Annotated in this window: 25 protein-coding genes; 9 read left to right on the forward strand and 16 right to left on the reverse strand. The window is 67.8% G+C overall.

All coding sequences use genetic code 11. The features are described from left to right. Positions 1–4 precede the first annotated feature (4 nt). Positions 5–640 carry a LysE family transporter gene (locus tag ACVKN3_RS14135; RefSeq protein ID WP_036139726.1) on the reverse strand — a complete coding sequence of 212 codons (636 nt, stop codon included), beginning with the start codon at positions 638–640 and terminating at the stop codon, positions 5–7. A 128-nt stretch (positions 641–768) separates the two neighbouring features. Here ACVKN3_RS14135 and ACVKN3_RS14140 point away from each other — a divergent pair, with 128 nt between their 5' ends. Then, positions 769–2073, forward strand: coding sequence for a NupC/NupG family nucleoside CNT transporter (locus ACVKN3_RS14140; RefSeq protein ID WP_036139725.1), 1305 nt, complete (start codon positions 769–771; stop codon positions 2071–2073). Positions 2074–2076: 3 nt separating this feature from the next. Further along, on the forward strand, positions 2077–2925 hold the full coding sequence (locus tag ACVKN3_RS14145; RefSeq protein ID WP_036139723.1) for a PfkB family carbohydrate kinase: 849 nt from the start codon (positions 2077–2079) through the stop codon (positions 2923–2925). A 214-nt stretch (positions 2926–3139) separates the two neighbouring features. Here the strand turns inward: ACVKN3_RS14145 and ACVKN3_RS14150 are convergent, their stop codons facing one another. The 9 genes from ACVKN3_RS14150 to ACVKN3_RS14190 all read right to left on the reverse strand — a co-directional run bounded on the left by ACVKN3_RS14150 (position 3140) and on the right by ACVKN3_RS14190 (position 13761). After that, positions 3140–5773, reverse strand: a complete 2634-nt coding sequence (locus ACVKN3_RS14150; RefSeq protein ID WP_354514819.1) for a M1 family metallopeptidase — start codon at positions 5771–5773, stop codon at positions 3140–3142. 113 nt (positions 5774–5886) lie between these two features. Continuing rightward, positions 5887–7152 carry a tetratricopeptide repeat protein gene (locus ACVKN3_RS14155; RefSeq protein ID WP_285406625.1) on the reverse strand — a complete coding sequence of 422 codons (1266 nt, stop codon included), beginning with the start codon at positions 7150–7152 and terminating at the stop codon, positions 5887–5889. An 85-nt stretch (positions 7153–7237) separates the two neighbouring features. Continuing rightward, on the reverse strand, positions 7238–8113 hold the full coding sequence (locus ACVKN3_RS14160; protein ID WP_354514936.1) for an SDR family oxidoreductase: 876 nt from the start codon (positions 8111–8113) through the stop codon (positions 7238–7240). A 252-nt stretch (positions 8114–8365) separates the two neighbouring features. Next, positions 8366–10300: a response regulator gene (locus tag ACVKN3_RS14165; protein ID WP_354514821.1), complete on the reverse strand. Its 1935-nt coding sequence runs from the start codon at positions 10298–10300 to the stop codon at positions 8366–8368. Continuing rightward, on the reverse strand, positions 10287–11138 hold the full coding sequence (locus ACVKN3_RS14170; RefSeq protein WP_354514823.1) for a sensor histidine kinase: 852 nt from the start codon (positions 11136–11138) through the stop codon (positions 10287–10289). The genes ACVKN3_RS14165 and ACVKN3_RS14170 overlap by 14 nt, the downstream gene beginning before the upstream one ends. Beyond that, the gene (locus ACVKN3_RS14175) at positions 11135–12148 is read right to left on the reverse strand and encodes an ATP-binding protein (RefSeq protein WP_354514825.1); all 1014 of its coding nucleotides are present in this window, start codon (positions 12146–12148) and stop codon (positions 11135–11137) included. The genes ACVKN3_RS14170 and ACVKN3_RS14175 overlap by 4 nt, the downstream gene beginning before the upstream one ends. Beyond that, a complete protein-coding gene (locus ACVKN3_RS14180; protein ID WP_354514827.1) occupies positions 12139–12543 on the reverse strand; it encodes an anti-sigma regulatory factor in 405 nt (134 codons plus the stop codon). The genes ACVKN3_RS14175 and ACVKN3_RS14180 overlap by 10 nt, the downstream gene beginning before the upstream one ends. Further along, entirely contained in the window at positions 12540–12902 is a 363-nt protein-coding gene (locus tag ACVKN3_RS14185) for an STAS domain-containing protein (RefSeq protein ID WP_354514829.1), read from the reverse strand. Before ACVKN3_RS14185 ends, ACVKN3_RS14180 begins: the two co-directional genes overlap by 4 nt. A 4-nt stretch (positions 12903–12906) precedes the next feature. Further along, on the reverse strand, positions 12907–13761 hold the full coding sequence (locus ACVKN3_RS14190) for an STAS domain-containing protein (protein ID WP_354514831.1): 855 nt from the start codon (positions 13759–13761) through the stop codon (positions 12907–12909). Between the two features lie 139 nt (positions 13762–13900). Here ACVKN3_RS14190 and ACVKN3_RS14195 point away from each other — a divergent pair, with 139 nt between their 5' ends. Continuing rightward, entirely contained in the window at positions 13901–14251 is a 351-nt protein-coding gene (locus tag ACVKN3_RS14195; RefSeq protein WP_354514833.1) for a response regulator, read from the forward strand. Positions 14252–14284: 33 nt separating this feature from the next. On the opposite strand, the gene ACVKN3_RS14200 is transcribed toward ACVKN3_RS14195, so the two are convergent. Then, complete coding sequence (locus ACVKN3_RS14200; protein ID WP_036139697.1) at positions 14285–14668, reverse strand: nuclear transport factor 2 family protein; 384 nt, start codon at positions 14666–14668, stop codon at positions 14285–14287. Beyond that, a complete protein-coding gene (locus ACVKN3_RS14205; protein WP_354514835.1) occupies positions 14665–15588 on the reverse strand; it encodes a LysR substrate-binding domain-containing protein in 924 nt (307 codons plus the stop codon). Before ACVKN3_RS14205 ends, ACVKN3_RS14200 begins: the two co-directional genes overlap by 4 nt. Before the next feature lie 110 nt (positions 15589–15698). Between ACVKN3_RS14205 and ACVKN3_RS14210 the strand changes: the two genes are divergently transcribed. From ACVKN3_RS14210 to ACVKN3_RS14220, 3 genes are all read left to right on the forward strand, one after another. Continuing rightward, positions 15699–16763, forward strand: a complete 1065-nt coding sequence (locus ACVKN3_RS14210; RefSeq protein ID WP_354514837.1) for an aldo/keto reductase — start codon at positions 15699–15701, stop codon at positions 16761–16763. 79 nt (positions 16764–16842) lie between these two features. Continuing rightward, positions 16843–18216, forward strand: coding sequence for a D-serine/D-alanine/glycine transporter (cycA, locus tag ACVKN3_RS14215; protein ID WP_354514838.1), 1374 nt, complete (start codon positions 16843–16845; stop codon positions 18214–18216). Positions 18217–18337: 121 nt separating this feature from the next. Then, a complete protein-coding gene (locus ACVKN3_RS14220; protein ID WP_354514840.1) occupies positions 18338–19372 on the forward strand; it encodes an autotransporter outer membrane beta-barrel domain-containing protein in 1035 nt (344 codons plus the stop codon). Between the two features lie 15 nt (positions 19373–19387). On the opposite strand, the gene ACVKN3_RS14225 is transcribed toward ACVKN3_RS14220, so the two are convergent. Continuing rightward, on the reverse strand, positions 19388–20719 hold the full coding sequence (locus tag ACVKN3_RS14225) for a lysozyme inhibitor LprI family protein (RefSeq protein WP_354514842.1): 1332 nt from the start codon (positions 20717–20719) through the stop codon (positions 19388–19390). A gap of 257 nt (positions 20720–20976) precedes the next feature. On the opposite strand from ACVKN3_RS14225, the gene ACVKN3_RS14230 reads away from it, so the two are divergent. Next, entirely contained in the window at positions 20977–21606 is a 630-nt protein-coding gene (locus tag ACVKN3_RS14230; RefSeq protein ID WP_354514844.1) for a restriction endonuclease, read from the forward strand. Between the two features lie 4 nt (positions 21607–21610). Here ACVKN3_RS14230 and ACVKN3_RS14235 read toward each other — a convergent pair whose 3' ends face one another. After that, on the reverse strand, positions 21611–22663 hold the full coding sequence (locus ACVKN3_RS14235) for an autotransporter outer membrane beta-barrel domain-containing protein (protein WP_354514846.1): 1053 nt from the start codon (positions 22661–22663) through the stop codon (positions 21611–21613). 98 nt (positions 22664–22761) lie between these two features. On the opposite strand from ACVKN3_RS14235, the gene ACVKN3_RS14240 reads away from it, so the two are divergent. Further along, positions 22762–23259, forward strand: a complete 498-nt coding sequence (locus ACVKN3_RS14240) for a VOC family protein (protein WP_354514848.1) — start codon at positions 22762–22764, stop codon at positions 23257–23259. Positions 23260–23416: 157 nt separating this feature from the next. Further along, positions 23417–24313 (forward strand): restriction endonuclease, encoded by an 897-nt coding sequence (locus ACVKN3_RS14245; RefSeq protein WP_354514850.1) that lies wholly within the window; start codon positions 23417–23419, stop codon positions 24311–24313. A gap of 1 nt (position 24314) precedes the next feature. Here ACVKN3_RS14245 and ACVKN3_RS14250 read toward each other — a convergent pair whose 3' ends face one another. Beyond that, positions 24315–24620 (reverse strand): hypothetical protein, encoded by a 306-nt coding sequence (locus ACVKN3_RS14250; protein ID WP_354514852.1) that lies wholly within the window; start codon positions 24618–24620, stop codon positions 24315–24317. A gap of 542 nt (positions 24621–25162) precedes the next feature. Further along, positions 25163–25798: a hypothetical protein gene (locus tag ACVKN3_RS14255; RefSeq protein WP_354514854.1), complete on the reverse strand. Its 636-nt coding sequence runs from the start codon at positions 25796–25798 to the stop codon at positions 25163–25165. Positions 25799–25835 lie beyond the last annotated feature (37 nt).

The following is a 25835-nucleotide window of genomic DNA, read 5'->3' on the forward strand; positions in this document are numbered from 1 at the left end:
CAGGTCAGCGCCGCGCAAACACCAGGTGCAACCCGAACAAGGTAAACACCGCCCCGGCGCCGCCGTCGATCCAGCGGCCGGCGCGCACGTAGGCCCGGCGCATCGCCGGCAGGGCGAAGATGCCCGCTACCAGCCCGAACCACAGCACGGTTTCCGCCGTGACCATGGCCCATAGGCCCCAGCGGGTGGCGCCATCGGTGCCCTCGCCCACGAAGGCCGAGAAGATCGAGGCGAAATACACCGCGGCCTTGGGGTTGGCCAGGTTGGTCGCGAGCCCCCGCGCCAGGGCGCGACCCGGGCTGGAACCGCGCACGTCCACCACGGGCGCCGCGGCTTCCGCCTCGGCCTTCGGCGGGGCCCGCCATGCGGCGCGCAGCATTCGCAGGCCCATCCAGCAGAGGTAGGCGCCCCCGAGGATGGCGATGCCCCGCTCCAGCCACGCCAGGCGATGCAGCAGCAGTTGCAGGCCCAGCAAGGCCAGCGCGGCCCACACCGCCACGCCGAGGGCGATGCCGACCACGCCGGCCAGGGCCTCGCGGCGCGAGCGGCTGGCGGCCAGCTGGGAGACGAAGAAGAAGTCGGGGCCCGGCGTGACGAGCGCGACGATCTGCACGAGGGCAAGGGTCAGGAACAGGTTCATGGGGCCAAGATTACCCGTCTTCACCCGAATTTCGCAGTGCGCCTTGCCCCACGAGACCACCTCCCGTAACCTCGCGTTTTTAAAAGCGGTCACGGGGCTACCCCCGGCCTTCATAGGGGTAAGTCGCAATGCTGGGTCTGCTTGGCCACGTTTTGTTTGGCCTGTTCGGGTTGGCGGTGCTGATCGGCATCGCGTTCTGCTTCTCCAACAACAAGCGCGTGGTCGACTGGAAACTGGTCGCCACGGGCGTCGCCCTGCAGATCGCCTTCGCGGCCGTCGTGCTCAAGGTGCCGCTGGGCCGCGACGTGTTCGATGCCATCGCCACCGGCTTCGTCCGCCTGCTGGACTATGTTGACGTCGGCTCGCGCTTCATCTTCGGCAGCCTGCTGGACAGCTCGAAGTTCGGCGTGATCTTCGCGGTCAAGGTGCTGCCCACCATCGTCTTCTTCGCCGCCCTCACCGGCGTGCTGTACCACCTCGGCGTCATGCAGCAGATCGTCAAGGCCATGGCCTGGGTGATCACCAAGGTGATGCGCGTGTCCGGCGCGGAGACCACCAGCGTGTGCGCCAGCGTGTTCATCGGCCAGACCGAAGCACCGCTGACCATCAAGCCGTATATCGAGCGGATGACCCAGGCCGAGCTGATGACCGTGATGATCGGCGGCATGGCGCATATCGCCGGCTCGGTCATGGCCGCCTATGTCGCCATGCTCGGCGGTGACGACCCGGCGCAGCGCATGTTCTATGCGAAGCACCTGCTCACCGCCAGCGTCATGGCCGCGCCCGCCACCATGGTGCTGGCCAAGATCCTGGTGCCCGAGACGCAGGAGCCGCTCACCCGCGGCACCGTCAAGATCGATGTGGAGCGGACCACGGCCAACGTCATCGACGCGGCCGCCACCGGTGCCGGCGACGGCCTGAAGCTGGCCATGAACGTCGGCGCCATGCTGCTGGCCTTCATCGCGCTGATCGCCCTGGTCAACGGCCCCGTGCAGTGGCTGGGCACCGTCGGCGGCGACCACAGCATCAACGCATGGCTGCTGGCCACCACCGGCCACGAGGTCAAGCTCAGCCTGGAGACCATCTTCGGCTGGGTGCTCTCGCCCATCGCCTGGCTGATCGGCGTGCCCTGGCAGGATGCCACCCTGGTCGGCAGCTTCATCGGCCAGAAGGTGGTCATCAACGAATTCGTGGCCTACGCCTCGCTCGCCCAGCACCTGCCTGAGCTGCTGCCGGAAAGCCGCCTGATCGCCACGTATGCGCTGTGCGGTTTCGCCAACTTCTCGTCCATCGCCATCCAGATCGGCGGCATCGGCGGCCTGGCACCCAACCGTCGCGGCGACCTCGCCCGCCTCGGCCTGCGTGCCGTGCTGGGCGGCTCCATCGCCACGTTCATGACGGCGACCATCGCCGGCGTGCTCGAGCGATTCTGAGGCGTGTCCGGCGTACGCCTGCTCGTTGTCGGTGGCTATAGCGAGGAAGAACGCTGGCAGACGCCGGCCCTTCCCCGCAATGGCGAACCGGCCTACGCCGACCGCTTCGAACGCCGCCCCGGCGGCAAGGCGTTCCACCAGGCCGTCGCCGCCGCGCAGGCGGGTGTCGCCACCGGCCTGATCGCCGCCATCGGCGACGACGTGATCGATCCCTCGGGCGTCCCGCCCTTGGTCGATGCCCGCTGGCAATCCACCACCGGCGTGCGCACCGGCCGCACCGCACTCATCGTCGACGCCAAGGGCCAGACCCTCTCGGCGTTGTCCTCGGGCGCCAACGACCAGCTGTCGATCGCCTTCGTCTCCGCGCAGGCGGACCTGTTTGCCAGCGCGAAGGTCCTGCTGGCGTCGACGGAAGCCAACATCGACACCATCGCCGCCACGCTCGACCTGGCCGGCACGCACCGCCTCATCCGCATCCTCGATCCCGGCCCGCTACCGCCCGGTCTTTCCGTGCGCGAGTTCGCCAGCACCGACGTCCTGCTGCTCAGCCTGCACGAGTTCGCCCGCTGCTGCGGCCGCTTCCTCAACATCGACATCACCGCCAGCGCCGTCACCGGCATGGACGACACCACGATCAACGCCCTCGCCCGCCGCCTGTGCGCCGGCACGGTGGTGGTGTCACTGGACAAGAGCTGCCTGGTCTCCCACGGCAGCGACCGCTACGGCGACCAGGCCGACCTCTACCGTGTGCCCACCTGCGGCACCGGCGATGCGTTCAAGGGCACGCTGGCCGCGCGGCTTGTCGATGCGCCGTGTTTCCGTGATGCGCTGATGGCGGCGTGTTCGGCTTAGAGCACCAGCCTCGCGACAGGCGTGTGTAGGAGCGCACGCTTGTGCGCGACATGTTTTCGCCGAACCCATCGGGCTGGCGCGTAACGCCGGACGTTCGGCCTCAAAACATGTCGCGCACATGCGTGCGCTCCTACATTACATTTGCGAGCCTCGACGCACGCCAAAAAAAACCCGCCGGCCGCAAGGCCAGCGGGTTTTCAATTCACGGCAAAGATCAGCCGTTCTTTTTCAGCCACGCATCCACGGCCGGCAGGCGCTGCTCGCGCACCATCGCGCGGTAGCGGATGCCGGCGATGGCGGTTTCCGCATCGCGACGCGACGTGGCGGCGATGTACTTCTCGGCGAAGGCGTTGACCTTGTCGATCGTGGCCACCTCGCTCGAACGGCCGGCCAGCATCGGGTAGTAGCGCGAGGCCGAGGTGGAATCGACCAGCTTGTCCACCTGGTCCTTGTGCGCCACCGCAAAGTCGAACGCCAGCTCCGGGTGGTGACGGGCCACCGTGGAGATCAGCTGCGCGCTATTGGTCGCACCGGCCTCACCGGTGAGCGCCAGATCCAGCGCACGCTGGGCCAGGGCCTTGTCCTCGCTGGCGGCCAGCATGCCGTACAGGCGATCCTTCACCAGCGGGGTCTTCTCCGCCTTGGCCGCCGCATGCATCTTGTCCCACGTGGCGCTGTCCGCGTGCTCGGCCACCACGCCCAGGATCACCGTGCGCAGCTCCGGCGACATCTGGTTGCTCTCGTAACGACGGCGCGCCTCGGCGATGACCTTCGCGTCGCCCAGGTGACCCAGCGTGCCGATCAGCGAGGAACGCAGGATCGCCACCGGCGCTTCCTCGCCCGGCTTCGCATCCCAGCCGATCTGGGCGAACTTCGGCGACAGGCGTGACAGCGCGTACTTGCGCAGTACGGCCTGGCGCTTCGCGTCGCCGTCGTAGTAGCTATCCAGCGAGTAGAAATCGCCGCTGATCTGGTCCCACAGGGCCGGCGACGCATCCAGCGGCGTGACCTTGATGAAGTCCAGCACATCGGACGCCGGTTCCAGGCCACCCATGCCCAGCGCCCAGACGTCGGCGGCAACACCGAGCTGGTCGATCGGGTCGAGCTTCGCATAGGCGCCGGTCAGCGCCTTGATCTGCGCCGGCTGGTACAGCGTACGGAAGTAACCGGTCTGGCCGGCGTTGAGCAGCACGGGGGCGCAGCCGGGCACGGTCATCGTGGCCGAGCCGTTCTCGATCAGCGCGGTGGCGGTGGCGCCGCCGACCGTCTTCGCGATCACCGGCACGTGCCAGGCCAGGGCCTTCTTGTCCGGGCGATCGCGGGTGAACTCACCCTGCGAGAGCTTCAGCGTGGTCGAGCCGCCAGCGCACGAGGCCGATTCCACGCGCACCAGCGGAATACCCGGCTGCAACGTGAAGTCGTGGGCGATGGTGCTGACCGGCTTGCCGGCGGCGGCGTCGATCTCCTTCCACAGGTCGTCGGATACGGTGTTGCCGTACGCGTGCGCCTTGATATACGCCTGCACGCCCTTCTGCCAGGCATCCGGACCGACATAAGCCTCGAGCATGCGGATGACCGACTCACCCTTGGCATAGGTAATGGCATCGAACGCCTGGCTGGCCTGCTCCACCGTGGCCACGTGCTGCACCACCGGGTGCGTGGTGGCCACGGCATCACGACCCATCGCACCTTCGCGGATGCTCACGGCCTCCAGGTTGGTGTGCCATTCCGGGTGCAGGCGCTCGGTGGTGCGCGAGGCCAGCCACGACGCGAAGCCCTCGTTGAGCCAGAGGTCGTCCCACCAGCGCATGGTCACCAGGTCGCCGAACCACTGGTGCGCCATCTCGTGCGCGGCGGTGTTGAACACTTCCTGCTTGTCCGACTGCGTGGAGATGGACGGATCGAGCAGCAGCGCGTATTCGAAGGTGTAGATGGCGCCCCAGTTTTCCATCGCCGAGAAGAACTGGCTCTGGCCCGGCGAGGCGATGTTGTCCAGCTTGGGCAGCGGGTACGGCACGCCGAAGTACGCGTTGTATTCCTGCAGCACGGCCTTGCCGGACTCCAGGGTGAACTGCGCCTGCGAGGTCAGGCCCTTCTGCGTGATGACGCCGATTTCGACGCCGTCGCTCTGCGTGGTGGCGCGATCGAATTCGCCCAGGCCGAAGAACAGCAGGTAGGTGGACATCTTCGGCGTCTGCGCGAAGGTCACCGTCTTGGTGCCGTTGCCCAGGTCCTTGCTGCTCGCCGCGGGCATGTTGTTCACTGCCATGTCGGCCGAGGGCACGGTGGCGGACAGCGTGAAGGTGGCCTTGTACGCCGGCTCGTCCCACGAGGGGATGAAGCGACGGGCGTCGGAATTCTCGAACTGGGTATACAGCGCGCGCTTCTTGCCGTCAGCCTTGGTGTCGTAGTCGATCGCGAACAGGCCGTTGGCCTGCGTGCCGATCTTGCCGGTGTAATCCATCGACAGCGTGTAGCTGCCGGCCGGAACGGCATGGTCGAAGGTGAAGGTGGCGGTCTGCGTGCCCGCGTCCACGGCGACCTTCGGCGCGGCGAAGCTCGCCTTGCCCTTCGCGGGCCGCAGCGTGACGTGGGCGAAGGTCATGTCCACGGCATTGAGCGTGATGGACGCGGTGGGCTCCAGCACGTCGATGGCGATCGCCACCTTGCCGTCGAAGGTCAGCTTATCGGCATGCGGCACTACCGCGACGTCGTAGTGCGTCGGGCGCACGCTGCGCGGCAACTGGGTGGTGGCGAGCTGGCTGGCCTCGGTGACCGGGGCGGCCACGGCCACGGCGGAAAGACCGGCGAGCGCGAACGCGATCGCGCTGACGAGAGGAGTACGCATTGCTGGAGGGCCCTTGGTTCGTCGCGCCGCCGGGAACGTCCGGCGGGTCGATCCGCCGATGGTGGCCCCCGGCGCGGGCGGTGAGAAGCGCCGGAAGTCATGCACGCAGGAATTTACGGCGACCAGAAGCGCCACCACGCGCGTCGTTCCAGGCGGCGCAGGGCCTTCAGGTGACCGCGGGCAGCGGCCTTGCGGTACCACGCCCGCGCAATGGCCAGGCTGGGCGGCACGCCGTCGCCGTTCTCATGGAGCAAGCCCAGTTCGAACTGGGCGTCGGCATGCCCGGCGCCCGCCGCCAGGCGATACCAGCGCAGCATCGCGTCCACATCGCGCGGCACGCCGCGGCCGCCGTCGATCATCCGCGCCAGCGCGTATTGCGCGCCCGTGTGGCCGCGCTCGGCGGCCAGCCCCAGCCAGCGCACTGCCTCCGGCTCGTTGCGCCCCACGCCGTCGCCGGCGGCCAGTCGCTGGCCGAGCGCGAACTGCGCGGCGGCATCCTGCGCCGCGCCCGCCACGGCCGGCCGGGGCGCACCGGCGTCCGCCGCGGCGGCGCGTTGCCGCTCGGCCGCGTCCATCTCGTCCAGCAGGCGCCGTGCCTCGCTGTCGCCCTGGTCCGCGGCGCGGCCCAGCCAGTGCCGCGCCTGGTCGCGGTCGGTGTCCAGGTGGCTGGTTTCCAGGTAGATCCGGCCCAGCGCGAACTGCGCGCTGGCGTTGCCCAGTTCCGCCGCGCGCCGGTAATGGCGTGCGCCCATGACGGGATCGCAGGCCACGCCGATGCCGTCGCAAAGCATGTGGGCCACGCTGCACAGGGCGTCCGCGTAACCGCGCGCGTCACTCTGGCCGCGGTCGATCGCCTTGCTGTAATAGGCGAAGGCCAGCTCCGCATCCCTGGGCACGCCGCGACCGAAATAGTGCGACACGCCAAGGTTCACGCAGGCCTGCACGTGGCCCTGGTCGGCGGCCAGCCCCCACCAGCGCAGCGATTCCCCGCGATCGGTGGCGACGCCCTGCCCGCGCGCATGCAGCGAGCCCATGGCGCACTGCGCCTCGGCCGAGCCGGCTTCCGCGGCGCGCCGGTACCAGCCTGCGGCTTCGGCCGGATCGTGCGGCACGCCCAGGCCGTCGGCGTAATGCGCGGCCAGGCGACACTGCGCGTCCAGGTGGCCCTGGTCGGCCGCGCGGCGAAACCACTGTGCGGCACGGCGTGCGTCAGGCGTGACATGCGCCGTGCCGTCCACGTACGCCTGCGCGACGCGGAACTGCGCCGCCGGGTCGCCCAGCTGCGCCTCCTTCTCCATCCGGCCGAACCGCTGCAGCGCATCCATCTCGGCGGCGTAGCGACGATCGCCCAGCAGCGATCCCCCTCGTGCTTCCGACATTCCGTTCCCCTGAAAAACGCCTGTCGACTTTGGGCGAATCATAGGGGATGCCACCACGGGCGCACATCGGTTTATGGCAAAAAACTCAGGGGTTGCCGGCGCCTCCGGACGCGCCCACGATCTGCCCGGTTTCATAGCTTGCCTCGCTGGAGGCCAGCTGCACATAGATCGGCGCAATTTCGGCAGGCTGGCCGGGACGGCCCATCGGCGTGTCGCCGCCGAACTTCTTCAGGTTCTCGTCCGTCTGCCCGCCGCACACCTGCAGCGGTGTCCAGAACGGGCCGGGGGCCACACCGTTCACGCGGATGCCCTTCTTGATCAGCTGCTTGGCCAGCGCCTTGGTGAAGATCATGATGCCGCCCTTGGTCGTGGCGTAGTCGAGCAGGTTGGCCGAGGGGCTATAGGCGTTGACCGAGGCGGTGTTGACGATGGCACTGCCCGGCGGCAGGTGCGGCACGGCGGCCTTGGTAATCCAGAACAGCGCGTAGAGGTTGGTTTTCATCGTCCAGTCGAAGTACTCGGTGGAGATGTCCAGGATCGAATCGAAGCTGTGCTGGCGTCCCGCGTTGTTCACCAGGATGTCCAGCCCGCCCAGTCCGTCCACCGCCTTCTGCACCAGCTGGCCGCACCAGGCCTCGTCGCGGATGTCGCCCGGCAGGGCCAGCGCCTTGCGGCCGGCCTTGCGGATCAGGTCGATCACCTCCTTCGCGTCGGCTTCCTCGTCCGGCAGGTAGCTGATGGCCACGTCCGCGCCCTCGCGCGCATAGGCGATGGCCACGGCACGGCCGATGCCGGAGTCGCCGCCGGTGATCAGCGCCTTGCGACCGGCCAGCCGACCGCTGCCCTTGTAAGTGGTTTCGCCGTGGTCGGGGCGCGGGTTCATCTTGCCGGCCAGGCCCGGCCAGGGCTGGTTCTGCACGGCAAAGGGCGGCTTGGGGAACCCCTCGCGCGGATCGGACATGCCACGCGTACCGCCCACGCCCGTGGCCGTGCCGCCCACCGCGGCAAAGGCAGGCGTGGCCATGGCTGCGGCGGCTACGCCCAGTGAAGCGTTCTGCACGAGCCGGCGGCGGGCCGGAGAAAAGTCGTCGTTCATGGTGGACTCCAGACGGTGCGAAGGGGTGACCGCCAGCATCGCACTCCGCTGTCGACGTGCCGTGCGCGTCGCGCGAACGCCTCACGATGTCCCTGCCCGCCCAAGGACGGCGACGACTCAGCCCAGCATCTGGCGTACGCGTTCCAGCAGCCCGTCGATCTCGAACGGCTTGGTGATCATGTCCATGCCCGGGCCGAGGAAGCCCGTGCGCTGCACGGCGCTTTCCGCGTAGCCGGTCATGAACAGCACCGGCAGCGTGGGCCGCCAGGCGCGGGCCACGTCGGCCAGCTCACGGCCGTCCATGCCCGGCATGCCGATATCGGTCAGCAGCAGGTCGATGTCGTCGTCGCCACGCAGCGTGCGCAACGCCTCGTCGGTGTCTTCGGTCACGATGCAGTGGTAACCCGCCTCGGTGAGGACTTCCGCGGTCATCATGCGCAACGTCTCGGTGTCCTCGACGATCAGCACATGCTCGCCGTTGCCGCCGGCGATGGGTCCGCGCCGCGGTGCCGGCGCGATGGCCTCGCCCTCGCCTACGGGCAGCAGCAGCGACACGTCGGTGCCCTCGCCCACCACGCTGGCGATACGTGCATGGCCGCCGGACTGCCGTGCGAAACCGTAGATCATCGACAGGCCCAGCCCCGTGCCCTGGCCCACCGGCTTGGTGGTGAAGAAGGGCTCGAACACCTTGTCCACGATCGCCGGGTCGATGCCCGAGCCGTTGTCGGACACGGTCAACATCACGTACTCGCCGCTGGCCAGCTGGGGATCGCCGTCGATGCGGGCCAGGCGCGTGGACACGCGGATGGCGCCGCCACCCGGCATCGCGTCGCGTGCGTTGATGACCAGGTTGATCACCGCGTTTTCGAGCTGGTTGGCATCCACGCTGGCGATCACCGGCGAGGTGGACAGGAACAGGTCGAGGCTGATGTGCTCGCCGATGGTCCGGCGCAGCATGTCTTCCAGCGAACGCACGCGCTCGTTGACGTCGGTGGCGCGCGTGTTCAGCGGCTGCTGGCGGGCGAAGGCCAGCAGGCGATGGGTGAGCGCGGCGGCGCGGCGCGCGGAACCCAGCGCGGCGTCGGCAAAGCGCTGCACGCTTTCCGGCTTGCCCGCTTCCACCTGGCGGTTGATCAGGTCGATGCCGGTGATGATGCTGGTGAGCAGGTTGTTGAAGTCGTGCGCGATGCCGCCGGTGAGCTTGCCCAGCGCGTCCATCTTCTGCGCCTGCAGCAGCTGCGACTCCGTGCGCTCGCGCTCGGCGATCTCCAGCGCCAGCTGCGTGGTGGCGGTGTCGATCTGTTCCAGCTGCGCGCGTTCGCGGCGGCGCTGCTCGGTCACGTCATCGACGAAAACCAGGCCGGTACCGTCGCGATGGGGCGTCAGCCGCCACTCGGTCTCGCGGGTGCCCGTGCGCGAGGCCATGCACAGCACGCCGCGCCAGCGATGCCGCTCCGCCACGTGCACGCGCATCTGCGCCAGCAGCTCGTCCTGGCCCTCTTCGAAACAGCCGTCCAGCCGCTCCGTGCCGCCGGTCGGCTGGACCAGCCGGCGGAAGGCCTCGTTGGCCTCCACCACGTTCAGGCCCGCATCGACGACGGCAATGGGCGCCGCGATGCTGGTGAATATCTCGCGGAAGCGGGCTTCCGATTCGCGCAGCGCCAGCTCGGTGTCGCGCACGCGCACCAGCGTGCGGATGGTCGCCACCAGCACGTCCGGATCCACCGGGTGCACGAGGTAGGCGTCCGCGCCGTTTTCCAGGCCGGTGATCATGTCGCCGGTTTCGATCGACGCCGCCGAGACGTGCACCACCGGCAGCAGCAGCGTCTCCGGTGCATCGCGCAGCTGGCGCACGATGTCGAACCCGCTCATGTCCGGCAGGTTCACGTCCAGCACTAGGCAGGCGATGTCGTTGGCCGCGATCATCTGCAGGCCTTCGGTGCCGGTGCCCGCCTCGATCACCGTGTAGCCGTGCCGCTCGATCGTGCGCCGCATCGCGTAGCGCGTGGCGGCGTTGTCGTCGACGATCAGGATGCGGTTATTCCGCGGCATCGACAGCCTCCGCGGGCAACGTCAGCGGCAGGGTGACATGGAACACGGAACCCACCCCCGGCGTGCTTTCCAGGCCCACTTCACCACCCAGCAGGTGGGCGAACTGGCGGCACAACGACAGACCCAGGCCGCTGCCGCGCACGCGCTTCTGCAGCGGCGAATCGATCTGGGTGAAGTCCTCGAACAGGATGTGCTGCAGGTCGGCCGGGATGCCGATGCCGGTGTCGCTCACGGCAAAGCGCACGAAGCCGTCGCCCTCCAGCTGCGCGGTCACGCGCACCTCGCCCCGCGGCGTGAACTTCAACGCGTTGGAGATGAAGTTGCGCAGGATCTGCGCCAGCTTCTTGTCGTCGGTGTACAGCCTGGGCATGCCCTGCGGGGCTTCGAAGATCAGGTCGGCGTCGGTGTTGTCGACGATCGGGCGGAACATGCCGCGCAGCGCCGAGAACAGGTCCATCAACTCGAACCATGCCGCCGAGATGCTGATCCGGCCGGCCTCGATCTTGGCCAGGTCCAGCAGGTCGTCCACCATGTCGCTCAACTCGCGCGCGGCACCGCTGACGAAAGCCAGCTGCTTGTGCTGCTCCAGGGTCAGCGGGCCGTCGAGTTCGTCGTCCAGCAAGCGGGTCATGCTGAGGATGGAGCCCAGCGGCGTGCGGAACTCGTGGCTCATGTACGACAGGAACCGGCTCTTCAGCTCCGACGCCTCGCGCAGCTGCTCGGCCTGGTTGTCCAGTTCCGCATACAGCGCCAGCACGCCCTGGTTGGTTTCTTCCAGTTCGGTGCGCATGGCCTCGTTCTCGGCAAGCAGGCGCTGGATCTCGTCGGGCTCGGTCATGCCGCGGCCTCCAGTCGGATCGCAAAAACCGTGGCGTCGTCGCGCCCGCGGCAGAAGTCGCGATGCACCAGCGCCGTGACCAGTGCGGGATGGCGGGATACCAGTCCCGGGTAATCCTTCAGGCTCCAGCGCGACTGCAGCCCGTCGCTGTGCATCACCAGCAGCCGGCCCGCCACCTGCGGAAAATCGAACGCCTGCGCACGCCGGGTCTGCAGGCCGACGATGCCCGGATGCGAGGCCAGCCCGCGTGAACCCTCGGACAGGTGCACGCTGCCGGCGATGTTGCCGATGCCGGCATAGCGCAGGCCGGCGGTGCGCGCGTCGAAGCGCGCCAACGCCACGGCGCCACCGCGCCCGCCCTGCATGGCCTGCGCCAGCACGCCCATCAGGGTGACGGGATCCTCCATCGGCTCGGCCAGCCATGTCCCCACGGCGACCCGCGCCGCCTCGTGCGCCGCCTCACCGTGACCCAGGCCATCGACCACGATGGCGGCGATACGCTGGTCGTCCAGCGCCAGCGCCCAGCCGTCGCCGGACACCTCCTCGCTATGCAAGGCATGGTGACTGGCACCGAAGCGGATGTCCGCCTTGCCGAAGCCCTTGGGATACATCCGGGCAAGCACGATCGCGCCGCGCGGGTCGGCATACATGTCCATGACATCGGACTGGCGCTTGACCGCCCCCAGGCCTTCGCCCCGTGTGCCGCCCGTGGAGAAGCCGTCGGGCAGGCAGTCCACCAGGTTGAACCCGGGGCCGCGATCCACCGCGATCACTTCCACCCCGCGCGCGCCCATGCCATCCAGCGCGGCGATGTGCAGTTCACCACCCTTCGCGTGCTTGAGCACGTTGGTGGCCAGTTCGGTCGCCACCAGCGCCACGCGGCCCGCATCGGTGGCATCGAAGCCGGCCTCGGCCGCCACCTGCTGCGCCACGCGACGCGCATGTCCGATCTGGCTGGTTTCCTCGATGGGCACGACGCGCGTCAGGCTGCCGCTGAGGGTTACGTCCATTTGCAGATCATGACGCGCGTGCCGGCACCCGGCGCGCTGTCCACGGAAAATTCGTCGACCAGGCGCTTGGCGCCGGTGAGGCCCAGGCCCAGGCCACCGCCCGAGGTCCAGCCGTCGGTCATGGCCAGCTTCATGTCGGCGATGCCGGGACCCTCGTCGCGGAACAGCAGGCGCAGGCCCTTGCGCCCCTCTTCCTGCAGGATTTCCCAGTCCATGTCGCCGCCCCCGCCATAGATGACGGTGTTACGCGCCAGTTCGCTGGCCGCGGTGATCAGCTTGGTCTGGTCAACCAGGCGCAATCCGCACTCCACCGCCAGCTTGCGCGTGGTCTGGCGCGCGAGCACCACGTCCTGCTCGACGCCGACCGCCTGGGAGCCGCTTTTGAGGATGGTCATTGCCGTTGCACGCGTTCACGCAGCAGCTTCATGCCCCGCTCCACGTCCAGCGCGGTGATCACGCCCGGCAGTGTGAGCCCCAGTTCCACGAGGGTGATGGCCACGGCAGGTTGCATGCCGACCAGCACGGTTTCCGCGTCCATGATCTTGGACAGGCCGGAGATGGTGCCGATCATGCGGCCGATGAAGGAATCGACGATGTCCAGCCCCGAGATGTCGATCAGCACGCCGCGGGCGGACGTGGCGCTGATGCGCTCGGCCAGGTCGTCCTGCAGCGTGAGGGCCAGCTGGTCGTGCATGTCCACCTGGATGGTGACCAGGAGGAACTCGCCCATGCGCAGGATAGGGATGCGGTCCATGGCGTCAGGCGGCCTTGGAGACGGTGACGCCCTGGCGCTTCAGCGCGAGCGCCAGGGCGTCGGCGAGGTTGGCCTTGGTCACGATGCCCTGCAGGTCCAGGCCCAGGTGCACGATGGTCTGCGCGATCTGCGGACGCACGCCGCTGATGATGGCGTCGGCACCCATGAGGCGAATCGCGGTGACCGTCTTGAGCAGGTGCTGGGCCACCAGGGTGTCCACGGTGGGCACGCCGGTGATGTCGATGATGGCGATTTCCGAGCCGGTTTCGACGATGCGCTGCAACAGCGACTCCATGACCACCTGCGTGCGCTGCGAATCCAGCGTGCCGATCATGGGCAGCGCCAGCACGCCGTCCCACAGCTTCACCACCGGGGTGGACAGCTCCAGCAGTTCTTCCTGCTGGCGGGCGATGACGTCCTCGCGCGACTTCTGGAACGCGCGGATGGTGTGCATGCCCAGCGCGTCGATCAACTCCGAAATCGCCCAAAGCTGGTTGCCCAGCTCGGTCGGGTCGGTGGCGTATTCGCGCTGCAGCAGATCGAACAGCGGACGCTTGAGCGAGAAGATGAAGCTGGCCGTGCTCTGCGAGTCGAAACCCTGCATGGCGCGGCTGCGCGACAGCTTCTCGAGGAACACCCGGGTTTCCGACCATTCCTGGTTGGCCAGCGTGGCGTCGCCCACATAGGCGCCGCTGACCAGCAGGCGCAGGAAGTCGCGCGTCTGCGCGTCGAACTCGACGTGGTTGAGGCGGGAATCGCGCGACACGCCACTGGCTTCCAGGTTGACCTTCCAGCTGGCGAGGAGGTGCGCCTCGTTGGAACGAATGGCTTCGACGGTCTGCTGGCTGAGTGCGGTCATGGTGGTCCCCCTGTAAAGCTATATGATGCGGGGGCACAAGGCGCAATGGAATAGCACCCGGGCACCCCCTGACGTTGACAAGGCATTCACGCCAGAACCGGTATCTGCCTCGCCGTTCATTCCCTCAAAAGTGCCCACCATGACATCACAGCCCAAGCGCGTCGTTCTGCTCGTCGAGGACGACGATGCCATCCGCGAACTGACCGCGATGATCCTCGAGGGGGATTACGAGGTGCACACGGCGCGCAATGGCGACGAAGCCGAAGCCTGGCTGGAAACCGGCAAGGCCGACCTGCTGTTCACCGACGTGCGCATGCCCGGCACGGTCTCGGGGCAGGAGCTGGCCCGTCGGCACAGCGACATGCCGATTCTGGTCACATCCGGCGAGGCGAAGGAACAGCATGCCTGGGTGCAGGAGCCGATGGGCTACCTGGCCAAGCCGTACGACCGCAAATCGCTGCTGGCCGCCATCGAGCGCCTCGCTGCCTGACGCGACAGGCCTGCCGCCTCAGGCCTGGATCGGTCACCCGCGATCGATCACCCGTGCGATCCGGTTGTCACGGAAGACGAACTCCGACGTACCCTGCATCTCGATGATCGTGCCCGCGCCAGGGCCGTCCGGGATGTCCTCGGCAATCTCACCGTGGAAATCGATGGTAGCGACCACCGTATCGCCGTCGTCGCGCAGGTCCACCAGGGTCTGCTTGCGCGAGGCGAACAGCGCCGCCCCCACCCGCGCCAGTTTCTCGAAATCCGCCTTGCCGTCCGTGGCCACCGCCAGCTGGTCGGCCACGTGGTGCTCGAAGCGCACGTCGTCGGTGAGTGTCACCAGCATGCCCTCGACGTCGAAACGGTTATAGGCGTCGATGTACGCCCCGATCAGGGCCTGGTGGTAGTCGGCGGTCATGCGGTGGGTCCTCGGGTGGCGGCGGGCGCATGGCGCTCGCGAAAGAAGTCGATGAAAACACGCAGCTTCCGCGGCACGTGCATGCGGCTGGGATAGTACACATGGAAGGGCGCATACGTGGGCCAGTGCGCTTCCAGCACCGGGACCAGACGACCCGCGGCCAGATCGTCGAGCACCAGCGTCTCGAAGTGACATCCGATGCCCACGCCGGCCAGCGCCGCCTTCAACAGCACCTCGCCGTCGTTGCTGACCATGGCCGGGCGGGTATCCCGCTCCACGATGCGGCCACCCTCCAGGAACTCCCACGGCATCAGGCTGCGGTCGTTGGCCAGGCGGACGCTGGTGCAGCGATGCCCCGAAAGGTCGGCCAGGTCCACCGGCATGCCGTGCCGCGCGACGTAGGCGGGCGAGGCGAACGTGGCCAGGCGCTGGGGTCCGCCCACCGGCACGGCCACCACGCCCTGCGCCAGGCTCTCGCCGATACGGAAACCGGCATCGAAACCGCCATCCACCAGGTCGACGAAAGTGTTCTCGCAATGCAGGTCCACCACCACGTCCGGATAGGCCGCCGCGAACTCCGCCAGGTGCGGCAGCACGATCACTTCCGCGATCACCCGCGGCAGGTTGATCCGCAGCAGGCCGGCCGCCGATGCGCGCGATTCGTTGACCGACTCGACCGCCTGGGCCAGCGTCGCCAGCGCGGGTTGCGCTTCGTCGAGGAAACGCCGGCCGATCTCGGTGATGCCGACCCGACGCGTGGTGCGATCGAGCAGCCGCACACCCAGGCGCCCTTCCAGCGCCCGCACCGTCTGGGACAGGGCCGAAGGCGACACGCCCAGCTCGGCGGCCGCACGGGTGAAGCTGGCATGGTGCGCGACACGCGCGAAGGCGGCGATGGCGGGCAGCAGTTCGGAGGACATCGCGCAGCCATTGTGAAGCCGGGCTTCATAGCCTATGCCGCGCCGGCCGATTTATCCACGCCAGCCACGCGCCTATCGTCGGGTCTGTTTCCTCTCCACAGGACGGCACGATGAGCACGCGACTGAACGACTACCTCACCCTCGGCCGCTCCGGCCTGCGCGTCAGCCCGGTGTCGCTGGGCACGATGACCTTCGGCGACGACTGGGGCTGGGGTGCCGCCGAAGCGGAATCCCGCCGCATGCTGGATCTCTACATGGAGCGCGGCGGCAACTTCATCGACACCGCCAACTTCTATACCGGCGGCACGTCGGAGACCCTTCTGGGTAAATTCCTCTCCGGGCGCCGCGACAACGCAGTGGTCGCCACCAAGTATTCGCTGGCGACGGAACCGGGCAACCCCAATGCCGGCGGCAACCACCGGCGCAACATGGTGCGCGCCGTGGAAGCCAGCCTGCGTCGCCTGGACACCGACTACATCGACCTCTACTACCTGCACGTGTGGGATGGCCTGGTGCCGGTCGAGGAGGTGATGCGCGGCTTCGACGACCTGGTCAGCGCGGGCAAGATCGTCTACGCCGGCATCTCCGATACGCCCGCCTGGCAGGTGGCACGCATGCAGACGCTGGCCGACCTGCGCGGCTGGGCACCGCTGGTCGCCCTGCAGATCGAACACAGCCTGATCGAGCGCACCGTGGAGCACGACCTGCTACCGATGGCCCACGAACTGGGCCTGGGCGTGCTGGCCTGGTCGCCGCTGGGCAGCGGCGTGCTCAGCGGCAAGTACACCCGCGAGGACATCGCCCGGCACAAGGATGCCGACCCGTGGAACGGGACGCGCGCGGCAGTGGCCGCCGGCATGGGCGCGCTCAGCGAGCACAACCTCGACATCGTCGATGTGCTGCGCGATGTCGCTGAGGACGTGGGCCACACCGTGGCACAGACGGCCATCGCATGGTTGATGGCCCGGCAGATGCCCACGGTCATCCCGATCATCGGCGCGCGCACGGCCGTCCAGTTCGAGGAGAACCTGGCGGCGCTGGAGGTCACCCTCTCCGAGGCGCACGTCCAACGCCTGGACGAAGCGAGCGCCATCGCTCCCGTCTTCCCGCACAGCTTCCTGCCGAAGGTGCTGCCGCAGGTGTTCGGCGGGCAAAGCATCACCCGGCCCCGCTGACCGACATCGGGACGGAAGCGTTTGCGGGCCCGGGCGGTTCCCCGTATGTTCGTCGCTTCGTCCCGACCCGAGCATCCCGATGTCCCTTCCGCAGGAGTCGTCACCCGAGCACCTCAGGCGCAGCCTGTCCAACCGCCACCTGCAGCTGATCGCCATCGGCGGGGCCATCGGCACCGGGCTGTTCATGGGCTCGGGCAAGACGATCAGCCTGGCCGGGCCGTCCATCCTGTTCGTGTACCTGATCATCGGCGTGATGCTGTTCTTCGTCATGCGGGCGATGGGCGAGCTGCTGCTGTCCAACCTCGAGTACAAGTCGTTCATCGACTTCTGCACCGACCTGCTGGGGCCCTGGGCCGGTTTCTACTGCGGGTGGACCTACTGGTTCTGCTGGATCATCACCGCCATCGCGGACGTGATCGCCATCTCCTCGTACGCGCAGTTCTGGTTTCCCGGGCTGGCCCCGTGGGTGCCGGCGGTGCTGTGCGTGCTACTGCTGCTGGTGCTCAATCTCACCACGGTGAAGCTGTTCGGCGAGCTGGAATTCTGGTTCGCGCTGATCAAGATCGTGGCCATCTGCGCGCTGATCGTCACCGGCTTCGGCATGATGGCCTGGGCCTTCACCTCGCCCGACGGGCACGTGGCCTCGCTGTCCAACCTGTGGGCGGACGGGGGCTTTTTCCCCATGGGCATCGGTGGGTTCTTCGCCGGTTTCCAGATCGCCGTGTTCGCCTTCGTCGGCATCGAGCTGGTCGGCACCACGGCCGCCGAGACGGCCGACCCGGAGCGCAACCTGCCCAAGGCGATCAACTCGATTCCCGTGCGCATCATCCTGTTCTACGTGCTGTCGCTGGTGGTGATCATGTCGGTGACGCCGTGGCGCCAGGTGGTGCCGGGCAAGAGCCCCTTCGTCGAGCTGTTCCTGCTGGCCGGCATCCCCGCCGCGGCCAGCCTGATCAACTTCGTGGTGCTCACCTCGGCCACCTCGTCGGCCAACAGCGGCATCTTCTCCACCAGCCGCATGCTGTTCGGCCTGGCCGAGGAAGGCCACGCGCCGTCCGCGTTCCGCCGGCTGTCCCGCGCCGCGGTGCCCTCGCGCGGGCTGCTGTTCTCGTGCATCTGCCTGCTCGGCGGCGCCATGCTGATCGCCGTGGTACCCAACCTCGTCACCGCGTTCACGCTGGTCACGACACTGGCCGCCATCCTCTTCATGTTCGTGTGGTCGCTGATCCTGGCGGCGTACATCGCCTACCGGCGCCAGCGTCCGGAACTGCACGCCGTGTCGTCGTACAAGATGCCCGGTGGCGTGGTGATGTGCTGGGTGTGCCTGGCCTTCTTCGCCTTCGTGCTGGGCTTGCTGGCCCTGGAAAGCGACACCCGCCAGGCGCTGATCGCCAGCCCGGCCTGGTTCGCGCTGCTGGCGATCGGCTATGCGCTGCGCCGTCGCAAGGCGTAAACCTGCCGGCGCCTCACGTATGTGAAGGCCTTCACACGCGCTGGCACAGGCATTGCTGCGATGACCCCGGGGGCCGACGTGCGTCGGTTCCCCGTCGCCTCACCGGGGAAATCCAGCACCCATGCCGCCGTACCGTCATTGCGCGTCACGTCAGAAACTGCCCATCCTTGCCGCCCTCGGGGCCGGCACGGGGCTGCTCGTATTCTCGTCGTCCTCCGCGGCGGCCGTCATCGACGGCAGCATGCTCACCTCCACGCGCACCGCCATGCTGGACGACGCCCGGCAGATCCGCGCGACCGTGCTGCGCCACTCGCTGGTGCAGGAAGAAGGCGGCACGCGGGACGACGGCCTGTGGACGTCCACCTGGGGCCACTGGGGCGACCAAGACCGTAACGACGAGGCCGCACGCCTGCGCAGCAATGGCGGCGGCGTGCTGGGTGGCGTCGACCGGGACCTGGGCGACGCCCATGTCGGCCTGATCGCCGGCGCCGGCACCCTCACCGCACGCACGCCGGGCGCGGACGTGCAGTCCAAGACCTCCATCGTCGGCGTGTATGCCGCGGGCGCGCACGGTGCGTTGCACTGGCAGGGCGGCGTCAGCTATTCATGGAGCCAGTTGCAGAGCCACCGCCGCGCCAGCGTGGCCGGCCTGGGCATCGGCAACACCGCGTCCGCGCGCTACGACAGCGGTATCGCGCAGGCGTGGCTGGACGGCGGCTACCGCATCGGTTTCGACCGCGGCTCGATCACCCCCTTCGTCAACCTCGCGCGGGCCCAGCTGCATCAGGATCCCATCCACGAGACCAACGACATCGCCGCGCTGCGCGTCGATGCCAACCGCGGCCATGTCGACATCGGCACGATCGGCGTGCGCGGCGCCATGCAGTTCGCCGATGGCGTGGTGGGGCACGCCGGCGTCGGCGTGCAGCAGGCCTGGGGCGACGACGTGCGCCCCGTGGACACGCAGCGTTATGCCAGCGGTGGCGATCCGTTCCGCGCCATCGGCGTGCCGACACCGCGCCACGCGGTGGTGGCCGATGTCGGCATCGCCTTCGCCACCAGCAAGGGCACCTCGGTGGATGCGAGCTACCGCGGCATGTTCGGCGGCGGCGCGAAGGACCAGGGCGTACGGATCAGCGTCACCGTGCGCTGGTAGCGCCGCATGTCAGCCTCAGTGTTCCTCCGGCGGCGGCACCGGCACCATCGACGACAGCAGGAAGGCGCCCCTCTTCACCTCGACATACACCGAGGCCACCGGCTCCAGCGCGTCGCCTTTCAGGCGCCAGGCCGAGACGATCCAGTCGTTGTTGACGCGCCAGCCGACATGGCCGTGGTCGATGTAGCCCAGCAGGGTCTCGCCGCGGAAGGTGAGCGGGAAAACGTCGGCATCCTCGCTGTAGCCGGCCATCACGCCATCGGCGTAACCGCTGCCGAAATCGGGAAGATCGGGAGCCACGCCGCCGTTCGACGTTGCCAGGCCCTTGCCGCCTTTCGCCGCGGCCACCAGCGCATCGTAGGTCGCCTTGTCCTTGCCAGCGAGGTTACGTGCGAGTGTCGCCGCCATCGGACTGCGATCGTAACGGGCGACCGCCGCCATGGCCGTCGTGGCGAAGTCGTCGCACGGCGACTGCTTCGGTGCGCACGCGCTGCCCTTGACCGACAGGGTGTAATCGAAACGCGCGACCAGCCGCGCGTCCTTGCCAAACGCCTTGCCCTCCCAGCGCGCCGTCTGCAGGATCATTTCGTCCGGGGTCGGATAGGCCAGCCACAGGGCGACGTAGTCGTCACCGATCTTCGCCAGGTCGTGCTGCGACATGCAGTCGCCGCTCCAGGACACCGGCGTCGGCACGGCGATCGCCTTGTTCCCGTCGATGCGGAACGGCGTCTCGTCCCAGCAATGCATCGTGCCTTCCATGGCGTACAGCGAACTCACCGGCGAGCCGGGCAGCTTGCGCCAGTAGGTGGTGTTCGCAGAGGCCAGGGCGGCCGCGACGGTCTTGTCCGGCTGGAACGGAAAATCGCCCGGTCTTTCCACGTCGCCGTCTGTCGATCGCGTGATGGGCACACCGTGCTCGCCGAGCTGGTCGAGCACGTCGCGCGATCCGTCCGATACCTTGCCCAGCACCGTGCGGATGCGATCCAGCGGCGCCGGTGCCGGCGTGTCCAGGCCCTTGAGCACGTCGATCCGTGCCCGGTAGCTTGCTACCGTCGCCGGCAGCGGCTTGCCCGGCGCCATGCGCAGCTGCGACCACACGGCGGCATCGCGCTCGGCCAGCCAGTGGCGCTGGTCCAGTTTCAGGGCTTCGGCCATGCCGGGATGCGCGGCGAGGGCCGCACGGAACGCCTGGCCCAGTTCGCCATCCAGCGCGGACACCTTCGGCGAGGCGCAGATCGCTTTCTCGACCGGGGTGCCGGCCTTGGCGCAGTCGAAGCCGGCGGCGTGTGCCAGCACCGGGGAGCACAAGAGCACGGCAAGGGCGATCGATCGGGTCGGGGTCGGCACGGGAGGCATGTCCTCAAGAGGGAGTGGATGGCAAGACGTCCAAATCTACCGGCACCGCGTGAAGACAGGTTCACAACTGCGTCCCCAAATGTAGGGTTTCGCCTACAGGAATTCCGGCAACAACCCGCTATATTCCACCCCGTCCAGCGACGTGCCAAGGGGGTGCGCAACGTTCGGACGAGGGGAACCACCATGGCTGTCCCATATAGCGCCCACGTGCGCCCTTCCTTGCTGCGTGACCTCCCGGGAGACCGGCGATGAGGTTCACCAAGCCTGTGCGTTTTCGGCACGACGACGCGCTGACACGCATCCCGTGGGACGAGTTCGGTCGCCTGGTGGCCACGCATTACCGTGAGCAGGGCTACGTGGTGGAGCACACCGGCGGTCGCGCCGGCCGCCACCGCGCGGAAGACGCCATGGACCTGACCCTCACCCGCGGCGCCACCTCCATCATCGTCCAGTGCCGTCACTGGGTGGCCCAGCAGGTACCGCACCAGGACGTTCGCCAGCTGGTGAACGCCATGCCGGCCGCCGGTGCCAGCCAGGTCATCGCCATTACCTCGGGCGAGTTCAGCCGCTCGGCCGTGGAGTTCGCCGAGCGCCTGCCCCACGTCACGCTGATCGACGGTATGCGCATCCGCGCCATCCTGGGCAAGGTGCCCGAACCGCCGCTGCCCGTGCTGCTGCCCGGTGGCGTGCCGCCCTGGGCCGAGGATGAGGATCACCTGCGCAGCCGTGCGCCCATGGTCGCCGCCGTGGGCGCGGTGATCGTCATGGGCCTGATGCTGTGCGTGATGTATGGCGTCTACATCCACGAGATCCAGCGCGCGCAGATGCAGTCGATGCAGGCCACCGCCGCGCATGCGGCGACGGTGGCGATGCCCTGAGCGGTCAGAACACCCAGTTGAGCGCAAGCCGCGCCGACTGGTCCTTCGCCGCACTGGCGAACTGACCGTTCCACGACGCATCCACGGTCACCGTGGGCGTGGCCAGGAAGCGGATGCCCGCCACACCGACGCCGGCATTCTCCGCGATGGGCGTACCCAGCGACTCGATGGTGGCACCGCCCGCGATGAAGCGCTGGCGACTGGCGGGCTGCGTATCGCCCGCCGCATGCTGCCAACCCACGCTGCCGAATATCCCGAAGCGACCATCCTCGCCGAAGTCCTTGCGGGCGCGCAGGCCCAGCGTGCCGTAGGTGACGTCGCTCTTGTCGCTCATCACGTGCAACGCCGCGACACCGCCGCGTTCGTTCACCGAGCCCGTGCGCAACTGCTGCTGCGCCAGGCTGAGGAACGGCGCCAGCCCGCCGGAGTCCCAGCGGAACTCGTAGGCCGCCTCGACGAAACCCTGCAACGCCTGGCCCTTCATGCTGCCTGCCAGCCGGGCGGCCAGCGTACCCAGGTCCACCACCGTGCGATGCGTATCGACGTCGTAGCGCGCGTAGAGCCCGCCCGCCTGGATCAGCACGTTGCCGTACTGGCCGCCGCCGTAGATCGCGGCGGTCAGCGAGCGGCCACTGGCCGACTCGTCACGCGCATCCGCGGAGACACGACCGCCGCCCAGCGCAACACCGAGACGCGACTGCGCCCCCACGCCCATGTCGGCACCCACCATCACGCCACTGCCCTTGGTGTCCAGCCTGGCCGCGCTGCCGTCCTCGTCGTGGTGGCCGCGATGGCCCCACGCCGATGCCCACGTGGCCACGGCGTCTTCGGTCTGGTCGGCGTACTGCGTGATCAGGTGCTGGTTGATCGCGTCGCGCTGGAAGCGGCCATCATCGGCCAGTGCGCCGGGCAGGTTGGCGTGGATATCGCCGGAGAGCGGCGCCCCCGAGGCATCCTGCGCGAACGCGGGGGACAGGGAGACACAGAGGCCGGCGGCCAGCAGCGCCTGGCAAAGCCGCGGGGCGCTGTTCCCTGCGGGACGGTAAGTACGGTTCATTCGATTTTTCCACTGAATGCCTGGGCAGTAGCGCCGATGCAGGCGGCGATTATCGACGAAGTGACGGGCGGGAAACGAGTACTGCTACGATCTTCGTCATGACAGCCGGAAAAAACCAGACCGTGGACACCAACGCAGGCGTTATCGCCGTCGACCATACGGGCTTCGTCGTGTCATCGCTGGACGACGCCATACGCTTCTGGACAGAGGCCCTCGGCTTCACACTCGAGCGGCAGTCGGAGATGGGCGGCACGTTCCTGCATCAGGTGACCGGTGTCGACGATCCTCAGGTGCGGACCGCCATCGTCAGGGCACCGGGCGGCTACATGGTCGAGCTGCTGGCGTACTCGCAGGGTGCTCGCCATGGTTTGGCACCTGAAAGTGCGGGAGCTATCGGTGCCGTGCACCTGGCGCTGGCGGTGCGTGACATACATGCGGCGATCGCGCGTATCGAGGCGGCGGGGTGGAGGGTCAAGGGGAGTCCTCAGGCGATTCCCGGTGGGCCAAGGCAAGGGACGCTGGTGGTGTATGTGTCGGGGCCGGACAACATCACGTTGGAGCTGATGCAGTTGCCACTCCAGCCGGAAAACGCTTAGAGGCTGATTACCCAAAGCGACGTTTCGTAAGTACTATTTCCTTCACCGCTCGGCCTATCCCTGCGGAACCCGCACACCGCGTATCAAGGGGAACACATGGCTTCGATCGTATCGGCGCAGGTGCGCCCGGCCTGTGCGGCGTGCCCGGCGATCAGTCATGGGTAACCGCTGGAAGCCCGTGCGCTCACGGTGGGACGACTCGCTTACCCGGGTGGGCTGGGACGACTTCGAGCGCCGTGTCGCGGAGTACTACCGCGGGCAGGGCTATCGCGTGGAGCACACGGGTACCGGGGCCACACTCGGGATGAGCGACGGCGGCATCGACCTCAAGCTGTTCCGCGGCGGCGAGTACACCGTGGTGCAGTGCAAGCACTGGAACACCGGTCAGGTGCCGCATAACGCCGTGCACGAGCTGATCGGCGTCATGCACACCCAGGGTGCACAGCGCGCCGTCCTCATATCGTCCGGTGAGTTCACCAATCATGCGATGCGCTCGGCGGAGAAGTACATGCCGATCCAGCTGATCGGGGGCGCCGAGATCCGCGCCATGCTGGGTCCGATCCCGGAGATGGATATGCCCTCTTCCTCGGCACGCGACGAGATGCCCAGCTGGGTGGTGGAAAGGCGCCACAGGCGAAGGAGTCATCCGGCCTCGGCGAGGTCCATCGCCGTCAGACTTGTGGCTTTCGCCGCGATGGTGTTGTTCGTCTGCTTTTATATCCCGCACGTCTTTAGCAACATGTCTGCCAGCATCATCCGATCGACCTCGCAGAACGTGGCTAATGCCAGGGCGAATGCGCGCGACGTTCAGGCACGCGCGGCGACACCCTACCCCGATTACCGCGCGTCGCATGGCGTAGCACCGGCTTCTTATGCCGCACGGGATACCAGCAACGCCGCCAACGCGCAGACGCCGATCACCGCGGCCGACGGCAAACCACGGGCTACGGGATCGACGCCGACCACGAAAGCCGAGATCTCCGCCTGGCAGGCGGAGAACGCGAAGTCGATGAAGATCCTTGAGAAGACGACGCCGGAGCTGGGGTCGAACTAAGCTAGCGTCCCGTTCCGTCGCCCAGCTCGCATCCTCTCTGGGCCTGCTCCCAACACATCCGCACATGCGCCTGTGCCGCGCACTGCACGCCCATGTTCGTCAGTGCGCCAATGGCTTCCAGACCCAAGGCCATTCGCTTGCAATCCACGGTGTCGGCCTCGTGGATCAGGTCGGCCAGCAGTCCGGTCAGACCACGCGCAAACTGCAGCCATTCGGTGGCTTCGTTCAACAGCGCATGGGCGGTCGCTTCCGGGTCGGCGTGGTAGCACATAGAGTCCGGTGTCGGGCGTTCGCTCGATTGGGTCATCGCTTTCTCCTGTTGACCGTCGTTCGCGATTCCAGGTGCGGCACACCGTTGGAACGCGGTGTGCCGCGGATCATGCGGATTCGCGGGTTCACGGCTGCCCGTGGCCGGGCGCCGGACGGTGTGATTGACGACGTGTGTAGCGGCGCTCGCCTTTCTGCCGCTCACGCGATAACGCGCCGCGTGCTTCGGCAGGGAAAAATCTCAACTCCAACGGCAGGCGCCGCGGTTCTTCAACCGTATCTGCGAGGGACGCAGACCGCCCGGTAACCGGTGGGTGTGTCGCCGGGGGGATTCGGCGGGCGAGCGAGTACCGTATGATCGGTGTCAGCCATGATCAACTCTCTATTCAGTTGGCTATGGTCAGCGGTCCAAGGGTGTTGGTAGCACCCTTGGGCCGCGCTTCACCGCTTGATGCGGTGGTCGCCTGCGGAGCGTGTGGAACCCGGCGCAGGCGACGTGACGAACGTAACAAATCAACTTGCGGTTGTCTGTAGTCGCGGGGATGAGAAAGCGGGCCATTTCAACCGGGATGCCGTTCCGTTCTAGTTCGGAGACGTCCAACCCGAGGCCTTCTTCACCGCCGCCTCGACCTTGTCGTAATACGCCATCGCCGTTTTCTGCACTGCCTCCGGCAATGCCTTGAAGTTGTCGCCCGGCACGCGCACGACCTCGTCACCCGGTTGCCGGGGAAGGCTGCCGCGGATCGCGTACTTCGTGTCCTTGTACACGGTGATCAGTTTCACCGTGGTCGGATCGAGGCCGTCGCAATCGATCCAGTACGGCACCATCACCAAGGCATTGCCGTCACCCGCATCGATCACATCGACCAGTGACGTCAGCGGCTGGATGCCGCAGAGCGGGCTGCCGTTGGTGTCCTTGATCTCCCACTTGGCGAGGTAGCCGCCGTGGTCTTCGATGAAGCCGTAGGCGTGCAGCGAGATGTAACTCTTGCCGTCGATCGTGGGACCGTTACGGTTGCCGCCGAAGGCCAGCATGCGCAGGTTGGTGTAGGCATCGGGGTACGCCAGCGCCTTGAGCATCTGGCTGCCGTTGTCGTAGTAGCTGGCGACGTCGTCGCGCTGCTCGCCCGTGAGGGGTGTCACGCCGAGGTCGCGGGCCGTGGCGGCCTGGGCGATGAGGCAGGCGACAAGCATCGCGAGCGGAATGGGGAAGCGCATCGTGCCTGGCCTCGATCGGGGTGGTAGCGCGAACGAT

The organism is Luteibacter sp. PvP120 (assembly GCF_054055715.1).